This is a genomic window from Collinsella tanakaei (assembly GCF_016902615.1).
GTDB lineage: Bacteria > Actinomycetota > Coriobacteriia > Coriobacteriales > Coriobacteriaceae > Collinsella > Collinsella tanakaei_A.
Genome location: NZ_JACJMB010000012.1, coordinates 36,377 through 55,101, shown reverse-complemented (window position 1 = coordinate 55,101; position 18,725 = coordinate 36,377). Strand labels below are relative to the sequence as shown.

Here is an 18,725-nt window from a genome sequence, read left to right as displayed (position 1 = left end):
ATCAAACCCCCTTTACTGGCCCTGCGCGGCGTACTTCTGCTCCGTGGCCTCCTTCGCGGGGCGCCACCAGCTCTCATGGTCGCGATACCACGCGATGGTCGCCGCGAGGCCCTGGTCGAAATCGGTATGGGCGGGCATCCAGCCGAGCTCGCGGCGGAGCTTCGTCGAGTCGATCGCGTAGCGGCGGTCGTGGCCCGGGCGGTCGCGCACCCAGTCGAAGTCGTCCTCGGGTCGGCCCATGGCGCGCAGGATCGCGCGCAGCACGTCGATGTTGCTCCTCTCGCCGTCGGCGCCGATCAGGTAGGTCTCGCCGACCCGCCCGCGCGTCAGGATGGTCCACACGGCCGAGCTGTGGTCCTCGGTGTGGATCCAGTCGCGCACGTTTTTGCCGTCGCCGTAGAGCTTGGGGCGGCCGCCGTCGAGGATGTTGGTGATCTGTCGCGGGATGAACTTCTCCACGTGCTGGTAGGGGCCGTAGTTGTTCGAGCAGTTCGAGATCGTCGCCGCCAGGCCGTAGGTGCGCACCCACGCGCGCACGAGCATGTCGGAGGACGCCTTCGTGCTCGAATAGGGCGAGCTGGGGCGGTACGGGGTCTCCTCGGTGAAGCGCGCCGGGTCGTCGAGCGCCAGGTCGCCGTAGACCTCGTCGGTCGAGACGTGGTGGTAGCGAACGCCGTGCCTGCGGCAGGCCTCGATGAGCGTGAACGTGCCCGTGACGTTCGTGCGCACGAAGGGCGCAGGGTCGGCGATGGAGTTGTCGTTGTGGGACTCCGCGGCGTAGTGCACGACGGCGTCAGCATCCGCAACCAGGCGGTCGACGAGCCCCGCGTCGCAGATGTCGCCCACGACGAGCTCGACGCGGTCCGCGGGCAGCCCCGCGATGTTCTCCGGGTTGCCCGCGTAGGTGAGCTTGTCCAGCACGGTCACGTGGACCTCCGGATGTTCACGGGCGACGAAATGTACGAAATTGCTGCCGATGAACCCGCAGCCGCCGGTCACGATGATCCGCTTGGGCTCGAAGGTCTCCCCCATCGTCATCCCTTCCGCACCCGCGGCATGCGGGCGCATCAACTTTCCAGGGCGCACGCCGCACGGCTGCCACCCGCCATGTCATATCACGACCCGAAAACACCCGTGGTTTCCGGGATCGATCGCCGGGCCCGCTCCTATTCCTCGCGCCTAAACGTCACGTAGGCACCCTCGGCGACCTTGCGCAGATGCTGCCCGTAGACGCTTTTGCCGTAGCGCTCCGCGCAGGCGAGCAGCGTGGCGCGGTCGATCCACCCGTTCTCGAAGGCGATCTCCTCGAGCACCGAGACCGGCTGGTCCTGGGCGCGCTCGACGGCCCGCACGAACTCGCCCGCCTCGTACAGGCTCTCCATCGTGCCGGTGTCGAGCCACGCGTAGCCGCGCCCGAGCGTCACGACATCGAGGCTGCCGTCCTCCAGGTACATCCGGTTGAGATCGGTGATCTCGAGCTCGCCGCGCGCCGAGGGGCGCACCTGCTCGGCCATGTCGCATACGCGGCCGTCGTAGAAATACAGGCCCGTCACCGCATACGAGCTCTTGGGGTGCTCGGGTTTCTCCTCGATCGAGAGCGCGCGGCCCTCCCGATCGAACTCGACGACGCCGAAGCGCTCGGGATCGTCCACGTGGTAGCCGAACACCGTGGCGCCCCCGCGCCGCTCGGCGCGCTCGACGGCGCGGCGCAGGTGGCGCGACAGCCCGTTGCCGAAGAAGATGTTGTCGCCGAGCACGAGGGCGCAGGGCTCGCCGGCGATCCACGTGCGGCCGATCAGGAAGGCCTGCGCCAGGCCGTCGGGGCTCGGCTGCTCGGCATAGGACAGGTTCACGCCGAAGTCCGAGCCGTCTTTCAGCAGCCGCTCGAAATTCGGCAGATCCGTGGGCGTCGAGATGATCAGGATGTCGCGGATGCCCGCCATCATGAGCACCGACAGCGGGTAGTAGATCATCGGCTTATCGTAGACGGGCAGCAGCTGCTTACTCGTCACGAGGGTCAGCGGATAGAGACGCGTCCCGCTGCCGCCCGCGAGGATGATGCCCTTCATACCTCAGCTCCTTTGGATTCGGATGCCTTGACGTATCCATACTAACAGGCAAACGCGCCCAGCGGCCGCCGGACTCGGCATCCGCTGGGCGCGCAAGAAACACGAAGAGGGCTTCGCGTGCGAACCGCGAGCCTCCCTCCTATGCCGCGACGGGCACGCGCCGGGGCTCCTCCTCGCCGCGCACCGAGGCCGCGGTGACGATGACCTTGGCCACGCCCTCCTCGGAAGGCAGGTCGAACATCGTCTGCTGCAGCAAGTTCTCGCAGATGGAGCGCAGGCCGCGCGCGCCGGTCTTGCGGGCGAGCGCGAGGCGGGCGATCTCGTGGAGCGCCTCGTCCTCGAACTCCAGGTCGCAGTTCTCGAGCTGGAACATGCGACGGTACTGGCGCACGATAGCGTTTTTGGGCTCGGTCAGGATGGACACGAGATCGTCTTCGGTCAGCGCGTTCGTCTGCGTGATGACCGGCGTCCTACCCACGAACTCCGGAATCATGCCGAAGGCGTTCAGGTCCTGCGGGAGCACCTGCTTGAGCAGGTCGTTCTCGTCGGCCGACGTGGGGCCGGCGATCTCGGAGTTGAAGCCCACACCCTTGTTGCCCACGCGGTCGGAGACAATCTTGTCGAGCCCCACGAAGGCGCCGCCGCAGATGAACAGGATGTTCGTCGTGTCGATCTGGATGAGCTCCTGCTGCGGGTGCTTGCGGCCGCCGGTGGGCGGCACGCTCGCCACGGTGCCCTCGAGGATCTTCAGGAGCGCCTGCTGCACGCCCTCGCCCGACACGTCGCGCGTAATGGAGAGGTTCTCCGCCTTGCGCGCGATCTTGTCGATCTCGTCGACGTAGATGATGCCGATCTGCGCGCGGGCCACATCGCCGTCCGCAGCGTTGATAAGCTTGAGCAGGATGTTCTCCACGTCCTCGCCCACATAGCCCGCCTCGGTGAGCGCCGTGGCGTCGGCGATGGCGAACGGCACCTCGAGGATGCGCGCGAGCGTCTGGGCGAGCAGGGTCTTGCCGGTGCCCGTGGGGCCGAGCAGCAAGATGTTACTCTTGGCGAGCTCGACGTCCTCGAGATCGGAATCGCTTGCGGCGGCACCCTCGCCGCTGTCGGCCGCTTCGCGCTCGAGCACGCGGCGGTAGTGGTTGTAGACCGCGACGGACATGGCGCGCTTCGCGTCCTCCTGGCCCATCACGTACTCCGAGAGCTCGCGGTAGATCTCATGCGGCGTGGGCACGCGCTTGATGAGGCTCGTGGCGATATGCTCGTCGTCGAGGTCCTCGACGGCCTCGGGCTCGGACATGTAGCCCATGCCCTCCGGCGGGAACGGCATGTTGCGCTGCTGCTCCAGGAAGTCCTGGGCAAGCGACTCCTCGAGGATCTCCGAGCACGCCGCGACGCACTCGTCGCAGATGAAGATGTTGCTCGGGCCCTTCACGAGCTTGCGCACCTGGTCTTGGGTCTTGCCGCAAAACGAGCAATGGATCGGGCCGAAGCCCATCTGGTCACGGGTATCGTTGCTGGCCATTTACTGCTCGCTTCCCTGCGTCGCGGCGCGCGACGTCACGATGCGGTCGACAAGACCGTACTCCAGGGCTGCCTGGGCACGCATATAGTGGTCGCGCTCGGTATCGGCCTCGACCTTCTCGAACGGCTGGCCCGTCGCGTCGGAGAGGATCTGGTTGAGGTTCCTGCGGGTCTCCTTGATCTCGCGCGCGGCGATCTCGATCTCGGTCTGCTGGCCCTGGGCGCCGCCGCTCGGCTGATGGATCATGATCATGGAGTTCGGCAGGCAGAAGCGCTTGCCGCGCGCGCCGCTCGCGAGGAGCACCGCGGCCATGCTCGCCGCCATGCCCACGCAGATGGTGGAGACATCGGGCTTGATGAAGTTCATCGTGTCGAGAATGGCAAGGCCCGAGTACACCTCGCCGCCCGGCGAGTTGATGTAGAGCGAGATGTCCTTCTCGGCATCCTGGCTCTCGAGGTGGAGCAGCTGCGCGATAACGAGGTTCGCGGTCGTGGAGTTGATCTCCTCGCCCAGGAAGATGATGCGGTCGTTCAGCAGGCGAGAATAGATGTCGTAGCTGCGCTCGCCGCGCGGCGTCTGCTCGATGACATAGGGCACGAGCGCGGAATCAATCCGGTACATGACGCATTCCCCTTTCGCATTCTCATCGTTACATATGACGTACGGTGCCCGCTCGGCGCGGATACGCGCGCAGAGTCGATGCACCGTAACGTCAGGTCCGGTCTCCCGGTATGGTACCCCCTCGCGGGGACAGATTTACTCGGCGTCGTCAGCCTTGGCGAACTCGTCGACCTCGGTCACGACGGCGTTGTCGACCAGCCAGTCGACCGCCTTGGAGCGACGGATGGAGTCGCGCACGGCCGGCATGCGGCCCTCGGCGATGAACTGGGCCTTGGAGGCCTCGACGTCCTGGATGCCGGCGCGCTCGAACTCGGCGTCGACGTCCTCATCGGTGACCTCGATCTCGAGCTTGCGCGCGAGGGCGTCGAGCGCGAGGGACTCGCGGGCGACGTCGTCGGCCTGGTGGTGCAGGTCGGCGAGGAAGGCCTCGGTGGAGAGGTTGGACATCTTCAGCCAGGAGTCGAGCGTCATGCCGCGGCCGGAGAGGCTCTGCAGGAAGTTCTGACCCAGCTCGGAGAAGACGGACTGCTCGTAGTCCTCGTCGATGGTCTCGGCCTCGAGGCGCTCGGCGAGCTTGGCGACGGCGCGGTTCTCCTTGATGCCGGGGAGCTTGGAGGTCTTGTCGGCATCGAGCTCGATCTTGACGGCGTCGCGCATCGCGGCGATGTCGTCGAAGCCAAAGGAGGTCTTGGCGAACTCGTCGGTGAGCTCGGGCAGGATGCGCTCCTTGATGTTCTTGACGGTCACCTTGACGGCGGCCTCCTCGGCACCCTCGACCTCGGGGGTCCAGGAGATCTCCTTGGTCTCGTCGACGTTCATGCCGACCATGCCCTCGTCGAACTCCTTGGGCAGGTTGCCGGAGCCGACCACGATCATGCGGCCCTCGCCGGCGAGCGCCTCAGCGTTCTTGACGTTCTCGATGTCGACCGTGACGTAATCGCCGTCGGCGACGGGACGCTCGGCGTCCTTGAAGGTGGCGTGATAGCCCATGAGCTGCTCGATCTGCGCGTCGATCTCGCCCTCGGTGACCTCCGCGGGAGGCATCTCGATCTCGACGGGATCGTAGGAGCTGAGCTCGTAGCTCGGGCGGAGCTGGAGCTCGATGGTGTAAGTGTAGTCCTCGTGGTCGGCGACCATGGAGTCGATGGTGCCGTAGTCGGCGGGCTTGACCGGGACGATGTCGAGCTCGTTCAGCACGGCGGACTCGTTGGCACCGATGATGTCATTGGTGGCCTGGGCGAGCACGGCGCCGGCGCCGAGCATGTTGTCGATAACGGGACGGGGAGCATGACCAGCACGGAAGCCCGGGAAGCGGTACCTCTTGGCGGCATCCTTGTAGGCCTTCTTGATGGCAGCATCGACGTCGGCGGCCGGAATGGTGACCGTCGCGGTGAGCTTGGCGTCCTTCACGTCTGAAGTGATGTTCAACGTTCCTCCTCTTACAGTACGTCGGCATATCGTGGGTGCCGATGACCCTTGGGTAACACTTGATGGCGCTATGGTGCGGGCGAAAGGACTCGAACCTTCACGGGAAGCCCACTGGAACCTAAATCCAGCGCGTCTACCAATTCCGCCACGCCCGCATTTTACGCACAGTTTCTGAATGATAGCAGATACGACCAGCATGCGGACGATGAAGCTCGAGCGCGGCCCGCGCGCTCACACCCCGCGCACATGATGCGATACGCACCCGCAACCCCGGCTGCGAGCCGCCCCCACCCCGTCCGAGAGCGGGGCCCCGACAGCCCCCTTCATTGTCTTCGTGCGAAAGGCACACGTAGCCGCCCCTCGTGTGCCTTTCGCACGAAGACAATGAAGCGCCGGCTCGGCTATGGCGCACCTCGGTTCGCCGTAAGGGTAGCGGGCGCCCGGCGGCTGCACGGCCCTGGCGCAACGCAAGGCGGCCTTCCTTGCGCGGGAAGGCCGCCTTAAGACGATGTGGATCCTACTCGCCGAACAGCGCCTTCTCCGGCGTGATGGGCAGCGTCCGAACGTAGTGGCCCGTCGCGTGGGCAACGGCGCTCGCAATGGCCGGCGACGGGGTGTTGATGACGACCTCGCCAATCGACTTCGCACCGAACGGGCCCGTGGGCTCGTAGCTCGGGGCGAACTCGACGCGGATGTCCGGCACATCGAGACGCGTCGGCATCTTGTAGGTCATGAGCGAGCGGGTGCGCATGCGGCCGCGGCCGCTGTACTGCACGTCCTCGGTGAGCGCCATGCCGATGCCCTGGGCGATGCCGCCCTCGGCCTGCACGCGCGCGAGGTTCTCGTTCACGACGGTGCCGCAGTCGACAACGCTCACGTAGTCGACCACCGTGACCTTGCCGGTGGCCTTGTCGACGTCAACCTCGGCGATACCGCTCATGAACGGCGGGGGGCTCGTGGGCGAGCTCGCCGCGGCGTGCGCGGTCAGGCAGTCGCCGTCGCCGCCCGCGACGAGCCTGTTCGCGAGCTCGGCAAGCGTCATCTCGGCCACAGGCTCAGCCTCCGGGGCGCGCTCGGCCAACCGGTAGCTGCGCGCGATGGCCTCGACGTCGTCGTAGATGCCGGAGAACTCGGGGATGTCGGCGCCCCCTTCAGCCAGCGTGCCGGGGGCGAACGCAAGCAGGCGCTCACCGTCGAACAGCACGTCGTCGGCATCGACGCCCATGAAGCCGGCGGCGCGCTGGCGCAGCTCGGCGATGAGGCGCTCTGAGGCCTTGATAGTCGCCATGCCGGTCAGATAGGTCGATGCGCTCGCATAGGAGCCGGTGTCGAAGGGCGACACGTCGGTATCGACGCCGTGCACGACGATGCGATCGGTGTCGCAGCGCAGCGCCTCGGCGGCAAACTGCGCAAGGATCGTGTCGGAGCCGGTGCCCATGTCGGTCGCGCCGACGGAGAGCGTATAGAAGCCGGTCTCCTCCAAACGCAGATCGACCGAACCGATGTCAATCTTGGCGATAGCCGAGCCCTGCATGGAGAGCGCGACGCCCAGGCCGCGCACCCGGTCGCCCAGATCGCGCGCGAGCGGCTTGTCGTCCCAGCCGATCATCTCCATCGCGCGGCGCAGGCACGCCGAGACGTTGCAGGAGTACAGCTCGTTGTCGTCGTACTGCGCCAGGCGCTCGCCCGGCGTCACGAGGTTCTTGAAGCGGATCTCGCAGGGGTCCATGCCCAGGCGGTCGGCGAGTTCGTTCACGGCGGACTCGACAGCGAACAGGCCCTGCGTCGCACCGTAGCCGCGATAGGCGCCGGCCGGCATCGTGTTCGTGTAGACGACGTCGAATGCGAAGCGGGTCGCCTTCGCGTGGTTGTACAGCGGCAGGCTCTTGTGGCCGGATAGGCCCACGGTCGTGGGGCCGTGCTCGCCGTAGGCGCCCTGGTTGGAGAGCGTGTACAGGTCGATGGCCACGATCGTGCCGTCGTTTTTCGCGCCCAGGCGCACGTGCATCTGCATCTCATGGCGCGAGTTCGAGGACGCGAGCGTCTCCTCGCGCGTGTAGACGACCTTCGACGGACGACCGGTCTTGGCCGTGACGAACGCGCAGAAGATCTCGTTGCAGCCGCTCTGCTTGGCGCCGAAGCCGCCGCCGATGCGCGGCTTCACCACGCGCACGCGCGACTGCGGGATGTCGAGGGCGTTGGCGACCATGCGGCGCACGTGGAAGGGCACCTGGGTGGAGGCGGTCACGGTGATGCGGCCGTACGCGTCGATCTCGGCGAAGGAGCGGAACGTCTCCATCATGCCCTGGTTGTCGGCAAGCGTGTGGTAGGTCTCGTCGACGACGATGTCGCATTCGGCGAAGGCCGCCTCGAGGTCGCCATGGGCCGACAGGCCCGAGGCCACGACGTTGCGGGCGCGGTCGTTGTTGATCCACGCCCCGTTGACATGGTAGTTGTCCTCGGTGTGGATGACGACCGGGTTGCCCTTGGCGCGCGTGAAGTCGAGCACGGGCTCCATGACCTCGTAGTCGACCTTGATGAGCTTCAAGGCGCTGCGGGCGGCGTCCTCGGTCTCGGCGGCCACGATGGCGACCTCGTCGCCCACGTAGCGCACGACCTGGTCGAGGATCAGGCGGTCGTATGGGCTCGCCTCGGGATAGCTCTGGCCGGCGAGGGTGAAGCGCTTGTTCGGCACATCCTTATAGGTGTAGACGGCGACGACCCCCGGCACCTTCAGCGCGCGCGACGTGTCGATGTCGCGGATGCGGGCGAAGGCGTGCGGACTGTGCAGGATCTTCACGATAAGGGCGTCTGCGGGCGCCAGGTCGTTCGTGAAGACCGGTTTGCCGGACAGCAGCGCCGCGGCGTCGCGCTTCACGACGGGGGCGCCCACGCAGGAGAGGTTTGCGCGCTCGCTCTCGCGCGTCACGATCATGCTCATGGGTTACTCCTCCTGTCCGGCGACGACGGCTTGCGCGCACGCGGCGAAGCGGCTCGCCATATAGCGGCGGATGGCGCGGCGCTGGCTTGTATAGCCCGTACAGCGGCACAGGTTGCCCGCCAGATAGGAGTCCATCTCCTCGTCGGAGGGCATCTGCGGCTCCTCGCCCGCCGCCGCGGCGCGCTCGCGGATCTCGCGCTCCATGGAGAGCACGTTCATGATGAGGCCGGGCGAGCAGAATCCGCACTGCTCGGCGCCCTCCTCGGCCATGCAGCGCGCGAAGTCGGCGGACTCCGCCTGCAGGCCCTCGAGCGTCATGACCGCGTGGCCGTTCGCGCGCGCCATGGGCACGGCGCACGAGAGCACGGCCTGGCCATCGAGCCACACCGTGCACAGGCCGCAGTTCGTGGTCTCGCAGGCGCACTTCACGGACTTGCAGCCCTGGGCGCGCACGAAGGCGAGCAGCGACAGGTCGGGGGATACGCTCGCGGCGACCCGCTTGCCGTTCAGGTTGATCGAGATGTCCATCGTCTTTCCGCTCATCGGATAGCCTCCTCACGGGCGCATGCGGCGCGGGCCGCCTCCAAGCCTTCGGGCGAGGTGTAGCGGGCGGCCTCGACAAGGGCGCGCGCCGCGAGCACGCCGGCCAGATGGCGGCGATAGCGCTCGGAGCCCCACAGGTTGGAGCTATAGGTCAGGCCGCGCACGGCCTCGATGGCGTGCGCGAGCTCGTCGCAGGAAGGCTCCGCGGAGACGACGCCCGCCTCGGCGCCCGAAAGCAGGCGCGCCTTGGCCGGACGGGCGCCCACGGCAAGGTGCCAGGCGCCGTCCCAGCGCGCGGCGCAGGCGTTGACGGTCGCAAAATCGGTTGCGGCCTTGCGCAGGCACTGGTAGGAGGCCTGATAGTCGTGCTTCTTCACGATGATATGGGTGAGGACGTCAAGCTCGTAGGGCATGTCGATGAAGGTGGCGAGCGGCACGCGGCCGGCCTCGACGAGCTCGACCTCGGTGTCGAGCGCGAGCAGCGCGCAGATCACGTCGGAGAAGCCGAAGCGCCCGAAGACGCTGCCGCCGACGGTCGCCGAGCGACGGAACTGCACGCCCACGATGTCGCGGACCGCTGCGGCGAGCACACCGTCGCAGGCGTCGTTCAGCACGCCCGCGCACTCGAGGTCGCGCAGCGTCACGTAAGCGCCGATGCGGTACTCGTCCTCAGTCTCCTCGATCTTGTCGAGGCCGCAGTCCGACAGGTCGATCACGCAGGGTATCGTGCGGTCGGACAGGCGCATCCACATGCCGCCGCCCAGGATCTGCGCCCCTTTGCGAAACCGGAGCACCTCCAGCGCGTCCTCGACATTGGCTGCTCGGACATATCTTCCGAATCTGAGCATTCCTCCCCCATCTCTCAAGATAGGTCGATTCCTTGGCAGAACTCGTTAAGTGTACCGGAGCGGCACAACATGTGCGCTCAAGCGTCGGTGCGAGCACAAAATGCGCGCCTGGCCGCACGCGGCAGCCCATGATGGCCCGCCGACGGCACGAAAGCGAACCCGCAGCGGACAACCCCCGCCCGCCGTGCCGCGCCCGCCGCCCGCAGCCACCCGACATGCAGCAACGCGATAAATTTCTCGTTTCCAACGTTGCGGTTCGATTTCGATTCCGATGAGAGACGAATTCGCGCTCGTTACGATTCGGCTTTTCGCGACAGGCCTGAAACACTGCTCGCCCGGCGTGCCATCATGGCCGCGTCCTGCATCCCACGACCGATAGGAGTGACCATGTACGACAGCGGCTCCACCGCCTTCATGCTCGTCTGCACCATGCTCGTGTTCCTCATGACACCGGGCCTCGCGTTCTTCTACGGCGGCCTCGCACGTCGCAAGAACGTCGTGAACACGATGCTCATGTGCTTCGGCATCATCGGACTCGTCGGCGCGCTGTGGATCGTCGCCGGCTGGTCGTTCGCCTACGGCGGCGACGGCTCGCTTCCGTTCTTCGGCGGCTTCGACCAGCTGCTCGCGCTGCCGACGGTCTCGGCCCTTCTGGCCCAGACCGCCAACCCGCCCGCCGATGCGACCTATCCTGGCATCGTGGACATCGCCTTCCAGATGGCCTTCGCCATGATCACCGCGGCGATCGTCACCGGCTCGCTCGCGGGGCGCGTGCGCTTCGGCGCCCTCGCGCTGTTCATGGGCATCTGGGTGCTCGTGGTCTACGCGCCGCTCGCCCACATGGTGTGGGGCGGCGAGGGCTCGCTCATCGGCGGCATCATCGGCGCGCTCGACTTCGCCGGCGGCGACGTCGTGCACATCTCCTCGGGCGTCACCGGCCTCATCCTCTGCCTCATGGTGGGCAGCCGCCGCGGCTTCGGCGTCATGAGCTACCGGCCGCACAACGTGCCGTTCGTGGCGCTCGGCGCCGGCCTTCTGTGGTTCGGATGGTTCGGCTTCAACGGCGGCTCGGCCTTCGCCGCCGACGGCATCGCGGCGCTGGCGGTGCTCAACACGGTGACCGCGAGCGCCGCAGGGCTCGTCTCGTGGCTCGTGGTCGAGCGCGTGCGCACCGGCAAGCCCACGCTCGTGGGCGCGAGCACCGGACTTGTGGCGGGCCTCGTGGTCGTGACGCCGGGCGCCGGCTTCGTCGAGCCCTGGGCCGCCCTCGTCATGGGGGCGATGGTCTCCCCCGTGTGCTATCTGGCCATCTCCCACCTGAAGGCCCGCATCGGCTACGACGACGCGCTCGACGCGTTCGGCTGCCACGGCGTGGGCGGCATCCTGGGCGGCGTGCTCACCGGCCTGTTCTGCGTGCCGGAGCTCTCCTGGACCGATCACGGCGGCCTGCTGTACACCGGCGACCCCGCGCTGCTCATCGACCAGGTCCTCGGCATCGTGGTGACCCTTGCCATCGTCATCGTGCTCGACCTTCTCATCGCGTTTGCCGTGCGCGCGATCATGGGCGGCAAGATCCGCGTCGACGAGGCAGACGAGGCGCTGGGCCTCGACATCTCCGAGCACGGCGAGAGCGCCTATCCGGCATTCAGTGGATTGGACTGATAATCATGAAACGCACCGACTTGCAAACCCTTCCCACTGCAACCTCTCTCACACCCCATGCGGTCCCGCACGCCGCAAAGCGCGCGTCGACGTCGGAGCACGGCACGGGTATGCGCGCAGAGCAGCCCTCGATGCTCGTCGCGTACCTCCAATGCTCAGCGCTGCTGTCCGCCTGCTCTGCAGATGGGGCCGCGTGCGCAGGCGCCGCGCGAGGCTGAAGCGGATAGCAACCGCATGCGATGCGGCGTCTCTGTACGAAGCAGGCGCCGCACGCTGAGAATCGATTCGGAAAGGAAGCGATATGAAACGGATCACCGCGATCGTGCGCGCCGAGAAGCTCGAGGCGCTCAAGGACGCGCTGTACGCCGCCGATGTGCGCGGCATGACCATCGTCCAGGTGATGGGCTGCGGCAACCAGCACGGCTGGAAGGAGTATGTACGCGGCACCGAGGTGCTGCTGAACACCATCCCGAAGGTGCAGTTCGACCTCGTGGTCAGCGACACCCAGGTCGAAGACGTCATCGAGGTCATCTGTCGTGCGGCGCGCACCGGCGAGGTGGGTGACGGCAAGATCTTCGTCTCCCCCGTCGAGGAAGTCGTCCGCATTCGCACGGGCGAGCGCGGCGCCGAGGCGCTGTAGCGACCGCAACGGCCCCTTTCCAGGCGGCGCCTCGGGACACGGCAACGCGCCTGTTCCCCGAGGCGCCTCCTTTGCCACTCTACCGGGGGCACATCGACCCTGCCATGAAACCGGGCGCCCCGCGCGGATGCAGCGGGACGCCCGGAAATCAGGCACCTATGTCAGGAAAAACCGCAGCGACCTAGCAGACGCCCTGCGCCATCATGGCGTCGGCGACCTTCAGGAAGCCGGCGATGTTGGCGCCCATGACGAAGTCGCCCTCATGGCCGAAGGAGCGGGCGGTGTCGTCCACGTTGTGGAACATGCCGCGCATGAGGCTCTCGAGCTTGCCGTCGACCTCCTCGAACGTCCAGGACAGGTGCTCGGCGTTTTGGCTCATCTCGAGGCCGGACACGAGCACGCCGCCGGCGTTCGCGGCCTTGCCCGGCATGAAGGCCACGCCGTGCTCCTGCAGGTAGACGGTCGCATCGGGCGTGGTGGGCATGTTCGCGCCCTCGCCCACGACCTTGCAGCCGCCCGCGACGAGCGCCTGGGCGTCCTCGAGGGTGAGCGTGTTCTCGCGCGCGCAGGGCAGCGCGACGTCGCAGGGCAGCTGCCACACGCCGCGGCCGTCGCCGGCATGCCAGATGGCGTTCGGGCGCTCGTCGACGTACATGGCCAGGCTCACGCCGGCGTCATGGCCGGAGCGCTTCTTGTTGTAGATGTGCTCGAGCACCGTGTAGTCGATGCCGTCGGGGTCCTCGACCCAGCCCTTGGTGTCGGAGGCGGCGATAACCTTGCCGCCGAGCTGCGAGACCTTCTGGATCGCGTAGATCGCGACGTTGCCGGAGCCGTGCACGACGACGGTCTTGCCCTCGAAGGAGTCGCCGGCGCTCTTGAGGTACTCGTCCACGAAGTACACCAGGCCGTAGCCCGTGGCCTCGGTGCGCGCCAGCGAGCCGCCGAAGGTGAGGCCCTTGCCGGTGAGCACGCCGCTCCATTCGTTGCGCAGACGCTTGTACTGGCCGAACAGGTAGCCGATCTCGCGGCCGCCCACGCCCAGGTCACCGGCGGGCACGTCGGTGTTCGGGCCGATATGGCGGGACAGCTCGGTCATGAAGGACTGGCAGAAGGCCATGATCTCGCGGTTGGACTTGCCCTTGGGGTCGAAATCCGAACCGCCCTTGCCGCCGCCCATGGGCAGCGTGGTCAGGGCGTTCTTGAAGATCTGCTCGAAACCCAGGAACTTGAGCATGCCGAGCGTCACCGTGGGGTTGAAGCGCAGACCGCCCTTGTAGGGACCGATGGCGGAGTTGAACTCGACGCGGAAACCGCGGTTCACCTGAACCTTGCCCGCATCGTCGACCCAGGGCACACGGAACATGACAACGCGCTCGGGCTCGACGAGGCGCTCGAGCAGTGAGGCCTCCTCGAACTCGGGGTGCGCGTCGAGCGCGGGCTGAATCGTCTCGAGCACCTCGGTGGCCGCCTGCAGGAACTCCGGCTGGTCGGCGTAGCGCTCGCGCAGCTCGGCGATGACCTTCTCGGAATACGTCATGGATACCTCCCGAATTTTAGATTAACTCCCGAAAAACGGGACCCATGGTACTACGGCGCGGTGCAGCACCTATATGCAAAATGGTGTGCAAACGCAGGCATCCGATACCTTTTCCCAGTTCAACGACCCCACTGTGTACTGCGTGTTGCGAATACGTTTCACACGTGTTTCGCGTCCGAGCAGGTTGTGAGCAGGCGCGCCTCACCGCACGCGCACGCGCGCGCCGCCGGTGTAGGCCCCGACGCGCCCGATGCGCTGCGCCGCGGGGACCGCGCCGGCAAGGGCCGCCATGAGGGCATCCGCGTCGGCGGCGTCGACCGAGAACAGCAGGCCGCCCGAGGTCTGCGGGTCGAACAGCAGGTCCGCCACCGCAAGCGGGACGCGCGCGTCGATATCCACCTCGGACTCCGCGTAGCGGCGGTTGCGGTAGACACCCGCCGGCAGGATGCCCATGGCGGCGAAATCGAGGGCGCCCGGTAAGAACGCGAACGCGTCGGCATCGAGCACGACCTGGGTGTTCGAGCCCTGAGCGAGCTCGAGCGCGTGCCCGAGCACGGCAAACCCCGTGATGTCGGTGCAGGCGTGGACGGCGAAGGGGCGTGCCGCCTCGGCCGCGGCGCGGTTCAGCGTGCACATGATCCCCTCGACGCGCGAACGCGCCTCCTCGTCGGCCAGGCCGCCTTTGAGCGCCGTCGTCATGACGCCGATGCCCACGGGCTTGGTGTAGATGAGAACGTCGCCGGGGCGCGCCGTGTCGTTTCTGAGCAGCCGCGCCGGGTCGATGACGCCCGTGACCGACAGGCCGTATTTCGGCTCGTCGTCGTAGATGCTGTGGCCGCCCGCCACGACGGCCCCCGCCTCGGCGACCTTGCACGCGCCGCCGCGCAGGATCTCGCGCACGGCCTCCTTCGGCATGTCCTCCGGCACCGCCATGATGTTCAGCGCCGTGATGGGACGGGCGCCCATGGCGTAGATGTCGGACAGGGCGTTGGCCGCCGCGATCTGGCCGAACGTGTACGGGTCGTCCGCGATGGGCGGGAAGAAGTCGAGCGTCTGCACGATGGCGAGGTCGTCACGCAGCCTGTAGACCGCGGCGTCGTCGGCATGGTCGAAGCCCACGAGCAGGTTGGGGTCGCGCACGTCGGGAAAGCCCTCGAACAGGCTCGCGAGCTCCCCTGCCCCCACCTTCGCGCCGCACCCGGCGCAATCGGCGAGCTTCGTGAGCTTGACGGTGGTCTCCATGGGCTCATCCTTCTTTCGGACGCGCGCCCGCCCGCTCCGCCTCGGGCTGCGGGCGCCTGGTTTGCTACAGCATGAGTCGGTAGATGCCCTCGGGTACGAGATGTCCCGCGACCGCATCGTTGAAGGCGGCGAGCGCCGCCTCGGTCGCGGGCATGGCCCACGCGAGGCCGCACTCCGCATCGATCTCCACGGGCAGCGGGATGATGCGCCCGGCGACACCGGCCTGCTGGCAGAGCCGCTCGGCCTCCATGGCGTCGAACGTGCTCGCGAACGAGACGACGATGCGAGGCTCGGTTGCTCGAGGCATCCCTACCTCCCCTTCTTCCTAGCGCCGTGCGCGCGCGATCTCGCGCAGCGCGCTGACGGCCGCATCGATGTCGGACGCGCTGGTGTACCAGCAAAACGAGAAGCGCACCGCCCCCTGCTCGAGGGTGCCGAGCGCCGCGTGCATGCGCGGGGCGCAGTGCAGGCCCGCGCGCGTGGCGATGCCGAAGTCCTGCGCCAGCCGGTCCGCCAGCGTCGACGAATCCATACCGGCGAGGTTCAGCGCCACGACGCCGGTGTGCGCCTGCCCGTCATGCGCGCCATAGACCGTGATGCCGGGGATATCCCCCACGCCCGCGCAGAAGCGCTCGCGGAGCCTCGCCTCATAGGCGGCCACGTGCTCGACGCCCACATCGAGCAGAACGCCCACCGCCGCGTCGAGGCCCGCGATGCCCTGGCTGTTCAGGGTGCCCGCCTCCAGGTGCTCGGGCCAGCTCGCAGGCTGGAAGGGATCGGCGCTCTTCACCCCGGTGCCGCCCAGGATGAGCGGGGCGAGCTCCACATCGGGCGCCACGAGCAGGCCGCCGGTGCCCTGGGGCCCCATCAGGGCCTTGTGCCCGGTGAAGCAGATGATATCCGCCCCGAGCGCGGCCGCATCCACCGGAAGCGCGCCCGCCGTCTGCGCCGCATCGAGGATGAAACGGGCACCGTGGGCATGGGCGGACGCGGCGAGCGCCGCCGCGTCGGTGAGCGCGCCGGTGAGGTTCGAGGCGTGCGTCGCCACGACGGCGGCGGTGTTCGGGCGAAACAGCCCCTCGAGCTCCTCGGTGTGCAGGCGCCCTGCGGCATCGGCCCTCACGTAGTCGAGCCCGATCACCCCGCGGCGTTCGAGCTCGTGCAGCGGGCGCAGCACGGAGTTGTGCTCGAAATCCGTCGTAATCACGTGGTCGCCCGGCTTGAGCAGGCCGAACAGGGCGATGTTCAGAGCCATCGTCGCGTTCATGGTGAAGATGACGCGCTCGGGGTGCGAAAACCCGAACAGGCGCGCCAGGTGCACGCGCGCACCGGCGACCGAGCGCGCCGCGGCGAGGTCGTCGGCAGACGCCCCGCGCGCGCTGCTGCCCGCGCCCGCCATGGCCGCGACGACCGCCTGGGCGACCTCGGGCGGTTTCTGGATGGTGGTGGCGGCGTTGTTCAGGTAGATCATGGCGTCTTTCGCCCTTTCAGATGCAAAACGTCGGCAGACACGGCGAGTCGGGGACGCAGCGGCCGGACCCGCCGCCAAGAGGAGGGCGCACGCCCGCTTGTTGCCCCGTATTTCCGATTTTTAGGTCCTCCCGTGCGCCGGCGCCCGAGCGGGCACCTGAGACCCGAGAGTTCACCAGGGATTTTCGGGCTGGCGGACAGCGGCTTCAGCGGCCTCACCCCGCGAAGGACCTAATAGCGGAAATGAGGAGCATCGAGGCGGCGCGGGGCAGCCGCTCGGGCGGCGAACCGAACCCGAAGCCCGCGAGGCTCCCCTAGAGCGTGACGACCTTGTCGGTGCCGAGCACGAACTCGGAGATGGCGTACAGGTTCGTCACGCCGCCCACGGCGAGCCGGTCGCGCAGGCCGTGGAAATCCAGGCACGTCCCGCAGGTCAGCACCTCGCAGCCGCGGCGCTCGAGCTCGCGGACGTCGTCGACGAGCGGGGAGCCCTCGCAGGTGAGCGCGGCGCCGTCGTTGAAGAAGACGATGCGGTGTGGGGGCTCCTCGGCTTGCGCCATGGCGTAGACGAGGCCCTTCAGGAGTATGTCACCGAGCTCGGGAGATCCCTGACCGAGCGCGCGCGACCCGACGAACACCGTCACCTGCTGACGGGCCGCCTCGGGCGCCGGGCACGCGATGCCCGCCTCGGCGAGCGCAGCCTCCTCACCGGAGGGCCACTCGGCATCCGCCTCGCTGACGCCGGAGATCTCGACGGCCCATCCGCCCTGCACCTCGGCGACGGACACCGCGCCCTGCTTGCTCGCCGCGAGGCGCTTCAGGTTCTCGACGGCGACCGTGTTGTCCACGAGCACGCGCACCGCACCGGCGGATCCCGGTTCCTGGAGTGCCTTCATGGCACGGATGACGGGCTTGGGGCATGTCTCCCCGAAGCAGTTGAGCTCGACCATGAGAATCCTTTCGCCAACAGCGCACACCCGCCTACGGCGAGTATGATTATCCTTATTCTGAGGATAATCATAATAATAAATTTCCCTTACATGGAACCCGTCAACGACCAGTTTATCGGTAGAAGGTCGCATGAGGTTCCGATGCGGCAAGGGCGGCCGCCCCCGAAGGCCTCCTTACGCACGCGGGCCGGGGCGCAGCTGTACCCCGACCCGCTTGGCCGTTCACGTTTGACATAGGAAGCGCATCCGGCGGCTCGCATGCCGCCGGATGCGCCGCGGCGCGCAGGCGCCCGCGCGCTAGTTGTCGCGGTGGTACACGAACCAGTACGCGAGCGCCACGAGCACCGCGCCGCCCACGATGTTGCCGAGCGTCACGACGGACAGGTTGTAGACGATGCCCGACATGTTCAGCGACGCCTCACCGGCGACATCGGCGCCGTAGCCGTTGGCCACCATGACCGCGCCCATGGGCAGAAAGTACATGTTGGCCACGCAGTGCTCGAAGCCGCAGGCGACGAACCCGGAGATGGGTAGTAGGATGCCGACGACCTTGTCGACGGCCGTCTTACCCGCGAAACCGATCCACACCGCCAGGCACACGAAGATGTTGCACAGGATGCCGCGGAAGAACAGCGTCACGGCATCGGGCGTCACCTTGCCGGCGGCGATGGAGACCATCGTCGCCGCGACCGACTCGCCATTCATCTGGTAGATGCCCGCGAAGAACACGATCGCCACGACCACCAGCGCGCCGGCGAGGTTGCCGAGCCACACCGTCACCCAGTTGCGCAGCATCCCGCGAAGGCTGATCTTGCGCGACGCGAGCGCGCAGACCATGAGCGAGTTGCCCGTGAAGAGCTCCGCGCCGCACAGCAGCACGAGCACGAGGCCCAAGCAGAACACCAGACCGCCCACGACGCGCTGGGGACCCCAGGAAAGCGTCGTGTCGGACAGAAACACCGTGAAGTAGAGGGCACCGAACGAGATGAACGCGCCCGCGAGCATCGCGAGCACGAACATCTTGGCGAGCGGCATGGTCGCCTTCGTCTGGGCGACCGCCTCGACCTTCTCCTCCACCTGAGCCGGCGACAAAACCTCTGTTGACATATAAACCTTTCTCCCATGCCCATAGCAAGACACCGGCTACTTTAGCGCCCCGGCAATCCCCCTGGCAATCGACGCGACGCGGTTTTCCCCGGAGGAAATGTGGGCCGTGTTGCGGAGGAGTCCCGCATCCCCTATAATCTGT

16 protein-coding genes and 1 tRNA gene are annotated in these 18,725 nt (G+C 67.4%); 2 read left to right on the top strand and 15 right to left on the bottom strand.

The features are described from left to right. Positions 1 to 12: 12 nt before the first annotated feature. The 9 genes from rfbB to H6A21_RS05745 all read right to left on the bottom strand — a co-directional run bounded on the left by rfbB (position 13) and on the right by H6A21_RS05745 (position 9,975). Positions 13 to 1,032 carry a dTDP-glucose 4,6-dehydratase gene (gene rfbB, locus H6A21_RS05785; protein ID WP_428840757.1) on the bottom strand — a complete coding sequence of 340 codons (1,020 nt, stop codon included), beginning with the start codon at positions 1,030 to 1,032 and terminating at the stop codon, positions 13 to 15. A gap of 134 nt (positions 1,033 to 1,166) precedes the next feature. Continuing rightward, entirely contained in the window at positions 1,167 to 2,069 is a 903-nt protein-coding gene (gene rfbA, locus H6A21_RS05780; RefSeq protein WP_204561243.1) for a glucose-1-phosphate thymidylyltransferase RfbA, read from the bottom strand. Positions 2,070 to 2,208: 139 nt separating this feature from the next. Beyond that, complete coding sequence (gene clpX, locus H6A21_RS05775; RefSeq protein WP_204561241.1) at positions 2,209 to 3,594, bottom strand: ATP-dependent Clp protease ATP-binding subunit ClpX; 1,386 nt, start codon at positions 3,592 to 3,594, stop codon at positions 2,209 to 2,211. Then, the gene (locus H6A21_RS05770; RefSeq protein ID WP_204561239.1) at positions 3,595 to 4,215 is read right to left on the bottom strand and encodes an ATP-dependent Clp protease proteolytic subunit; all 621 of its coding nucleotides are present in this window, start codon (positions 4,213 to 4,215) and stop codon (positions 3,595 to 3,597) included. A 135-nt stretch (positions 4,216 to 4,350) separates the two neighbouring features. Continuing rightward, complete coding sequence (tig, locus tag H6A21_RS05765) at positions 4,351 to 5,643, bottom strand: trigger factor (RefSeq protein ID WP_204561237.1); 1,293 nt, start codon at positions 5,641 to 5,643, stop codon at positions 4,351 to 4,353. Between the two features lie 71 nt (positions 5,644 to 5,714). Continuing rightward, positions 5,715 to 5,798: transfer RNA gene (locus tag H6A21_RS05760), tRNA-Leu, on the bottom strand. Between the two features lie 362 nt (positions 5,799 to 6,160). Continuing rightward, entirely contained in the window at positions 6,161 to 8,584 is a 2,424-nt protein-coding gene (locus H6A21_RS05755) for a xanthine dehydrogenase family protein molybdopterin-binding subunit (protein WP_204561235.1), read from the bottom strand. A gap of 3 nt (positions 8,585 to 8,587) precedes the next feature. Continuing rightward, a complete protein-coding gene (locus tag H6A21_RS05750; protein WP_204561233.1) occupies positions 8,588 to 9,127 on the bottom strand; it encodes a (2Fe-2S)-binding protein in 540 nt (179 codons plus the stop codon). Further along, positions 9,124 to 9,975: an FAD binding domain-containing protein gene (locus tag H6A21_RS05745; RefSeq protein WP_204561231.1), complete on the bottom strand. Its 852-nt coding sequence runs from the start codon at positions 9,973 to 9,975 to the stop codon at positions 9,124 to 9,126. Before H6A21_RS05745 ends, H6A21_RS05750 begins: the two co-directional genes overlap by 4 nt. Positions 9,976 to 10,362: 387 nt before the next feature. Between H6A21_RS05745 and H6A21_RS05740 the strand changes: the two genes are divergently transcribed. Next, entirely contained in the window at positions 10,363 to 11,637 is a 1,275-nt protein-coding gene (locus H6A21_RS05740; protein ID WP_204561229.1) for an ammonium transporter, read from the top strand. 301 nt (positions 11,638 to 11,938) lie between these two features. Beyond that, on the top strand, positions 11,939 to 12,277 hold the full coding sequence (locus H6A21_RS05735; protein WP_204561227.1) for a P-II family nitrogen regulator: 339 nt from the start codon (positions 11,939 to 11,941) through the stop codon (positions 12,275 to 12,277). A 181-nt stretch (positions 12,278 to 12,458) separates the two neighbouring features. Here H6A21_RS05735 and gdhA read toward each other — a convergent pair whose 3' ends face one another. The 6 genes from gdhA to H6A21_RS05705 form a co-directional block, all read right to left on the bottom strand. Further along, positions 12,459 to 13,814, bottom strand: a complete 1,356-nt coding sequence (gene gdhA / locus H6A21_RS05730; RefSeq protein ID WP_204561225.1) for an NADP-specific glutamate dehydrogenase — start codon at positions 13,812 to 13,814, stop codon at positions 12,459 to 12,461. Positions 13,815 to 14,015: 201 nt separating this feature from the next. Next, a complete protein-coding gene (gene selD, locus H6A21_RS05725) occupies positions 14,016 to 15,056 on the bottom strand; it encodes a selenide, water dikinase SelD (RefSeq protein WP_204561223.1) in 1,041 nt (346 codons plus the stop codon). A gap of 64 nt (positions 15,057 to 15,120) precedes the next feature. Beyond that, a complete protein-coding gene (locus H6A21_RS05720; RefSeq protein ID WP_204561221.1) occupies positions 15,121 to 15,363 on the bottom strand; it encodes a DUF3343 domain-containing protein in 243 nt (80 codons plus the stop codon). A gap of 18 nt (positions 15,364 to 15,381) precedes the next feature. Further along, positions 15,382 to 16,527: an aminotransferase class V-fold PLP-dependent enzyme gene (locus H6A21_RS05715; RefSeq protein WP_204561218.1), complete on the bottom strand. Its 1,146-nt coding sequence runs from the start codon at positions 16,525 to 16,527 to the stop codon at positions 15,382 to 15,384. Positions 16,528 to 16,840: 313 nt separating this feature from the next. Next, on the bottom strand, positions 16,841 to 17,476 hold the full coding sequence (gene yedF, locus H6A21_RS05710) for a sulfurtransferase-like selenium metabolism protein YedF (RefSeq protein ID WP_204561217.1): 636 nt from the start codon (positions 17,474 to 17,476) through the stop codon (positions 16,841 to 16,843). 297 nt (positions 17,477 to 17,773) lie between these two features. Then, positions 17,774 to 18,583, bottom strand: a complete 810-nt coding sequence (locus H6A21_RS05705; RefSeq protein ID WP_204561215.1) for a formate/nitrite transporter family protein — start codon at positions 18,581 to 18,583, stop codon at positions 17,774 to 17,776. Positions 18,584 to 18,725 lie beyond the last annotated feature (142 nt).

Bases quoted from the DNA above. Each gene is read 5' to 3' on its own strand.
- rfbB (WP_428840757.1), bottom strand. From the start codon at position 1,032: ATGGGGGAGACCTTCGAGCCCAAGCGGATCATCGTGACCGGCGGCTGC.
- rfbA (WP_204561243.1), bottom strand. From the start codon at position 2,069: ATGAAGGGCATCATCCTCGCGGGCGGCAGCGGGACGCGTCTCTATCCG.
- clpX (WP_204561241.1), bottom strand. From the start codon at position 3,594: ATGGCCAGCAACGATACCCGTGACCAGATGGGCTTCGGCCCGATCCAT.
- H6A21_RS05770 (WP_204561239.1), bottom strand. From the start codon at position 4,215: ATGTACCGGATTGATTCCGCGCTCGTGCCCTATGTCATCGAGCAGACG.
- H6A21_RS05755 (WP_204561235.1), bottom strand. From the start codon at position 8,584: ATGAGCATGATCGTGACGCGCGAGAGCGAGCGCGCAAACCTCTCCTGC.
- H6A21_RS05750 (WP_204561233.1), bottom strand. From the start codon at position 9,127: ATGAGCGGAAAGACGATGGACATCTCGATCAACCTGAACGGCAAGCGG.
- H6A21_RS05745 (WP_204561231.1), bottom strand. From the start codon at position 9,975: ATGCTCAGATTCGGAAGATATGTCCGAGCAGCCAATGTCGAGGACGCG.
- H6A21_RS05740 (WP_204561229.1), top strand. From the start codon at position 10,363: ATGTACGACAGCGGCTCCACCGCCTTCATGCTCGTCTGCACCATGCTC.
- H6A21_RS05735 (WP_204561227.1), top strand. From the start codon at position 11,939: ATGAAACGGATCACCGCGATCGTGCGCGCCGAGAAGCTCGAGGCGCTC.
- gdhA (WP_204561225.1), bottom strand. From the start codon at position 13,814: ATGACGTATTCCGAGAAGGTCATCGCCGAGCTGCGCGAGCGCTACGCC.
- selD (WP_204561223.1), bottom strand. From the start codon at position 15,056: ATGGAGACCACCGTCAAGCTCACGAAGCTCGCCGATTGCGCCGGGTGC.
- H6A21_RS05720 (WP_204561221.1), bottom strand. From the start codon at position 15,363: ATGCCTCGAGCAACCGAGCCTCGCATCGTCGTCTCGTTCGCGAGCACG.
- H6A21_RS05715 (WP_204561218.1), bottom strand. From the start codon at position 16,527: ATGATCTACCTGAACAACGCCGCCACCACCATCCAGAAACCGCCCGAG.
- yedF (WP_204561217.1), bottom strand. From the start codon at position 17,476: ATGGTCGAGCTCAACTGCTTCGGGGAGACATGCCCCAAGCCCGTCATC.
- H6A21_RS05705 (WP_204561215.1), bottom strand. From the start codon at position 18,583: ATGTCAACAGAGGTTTTGTCGCCGGCTCAGGTGGAGGAGAAGGTCGAG.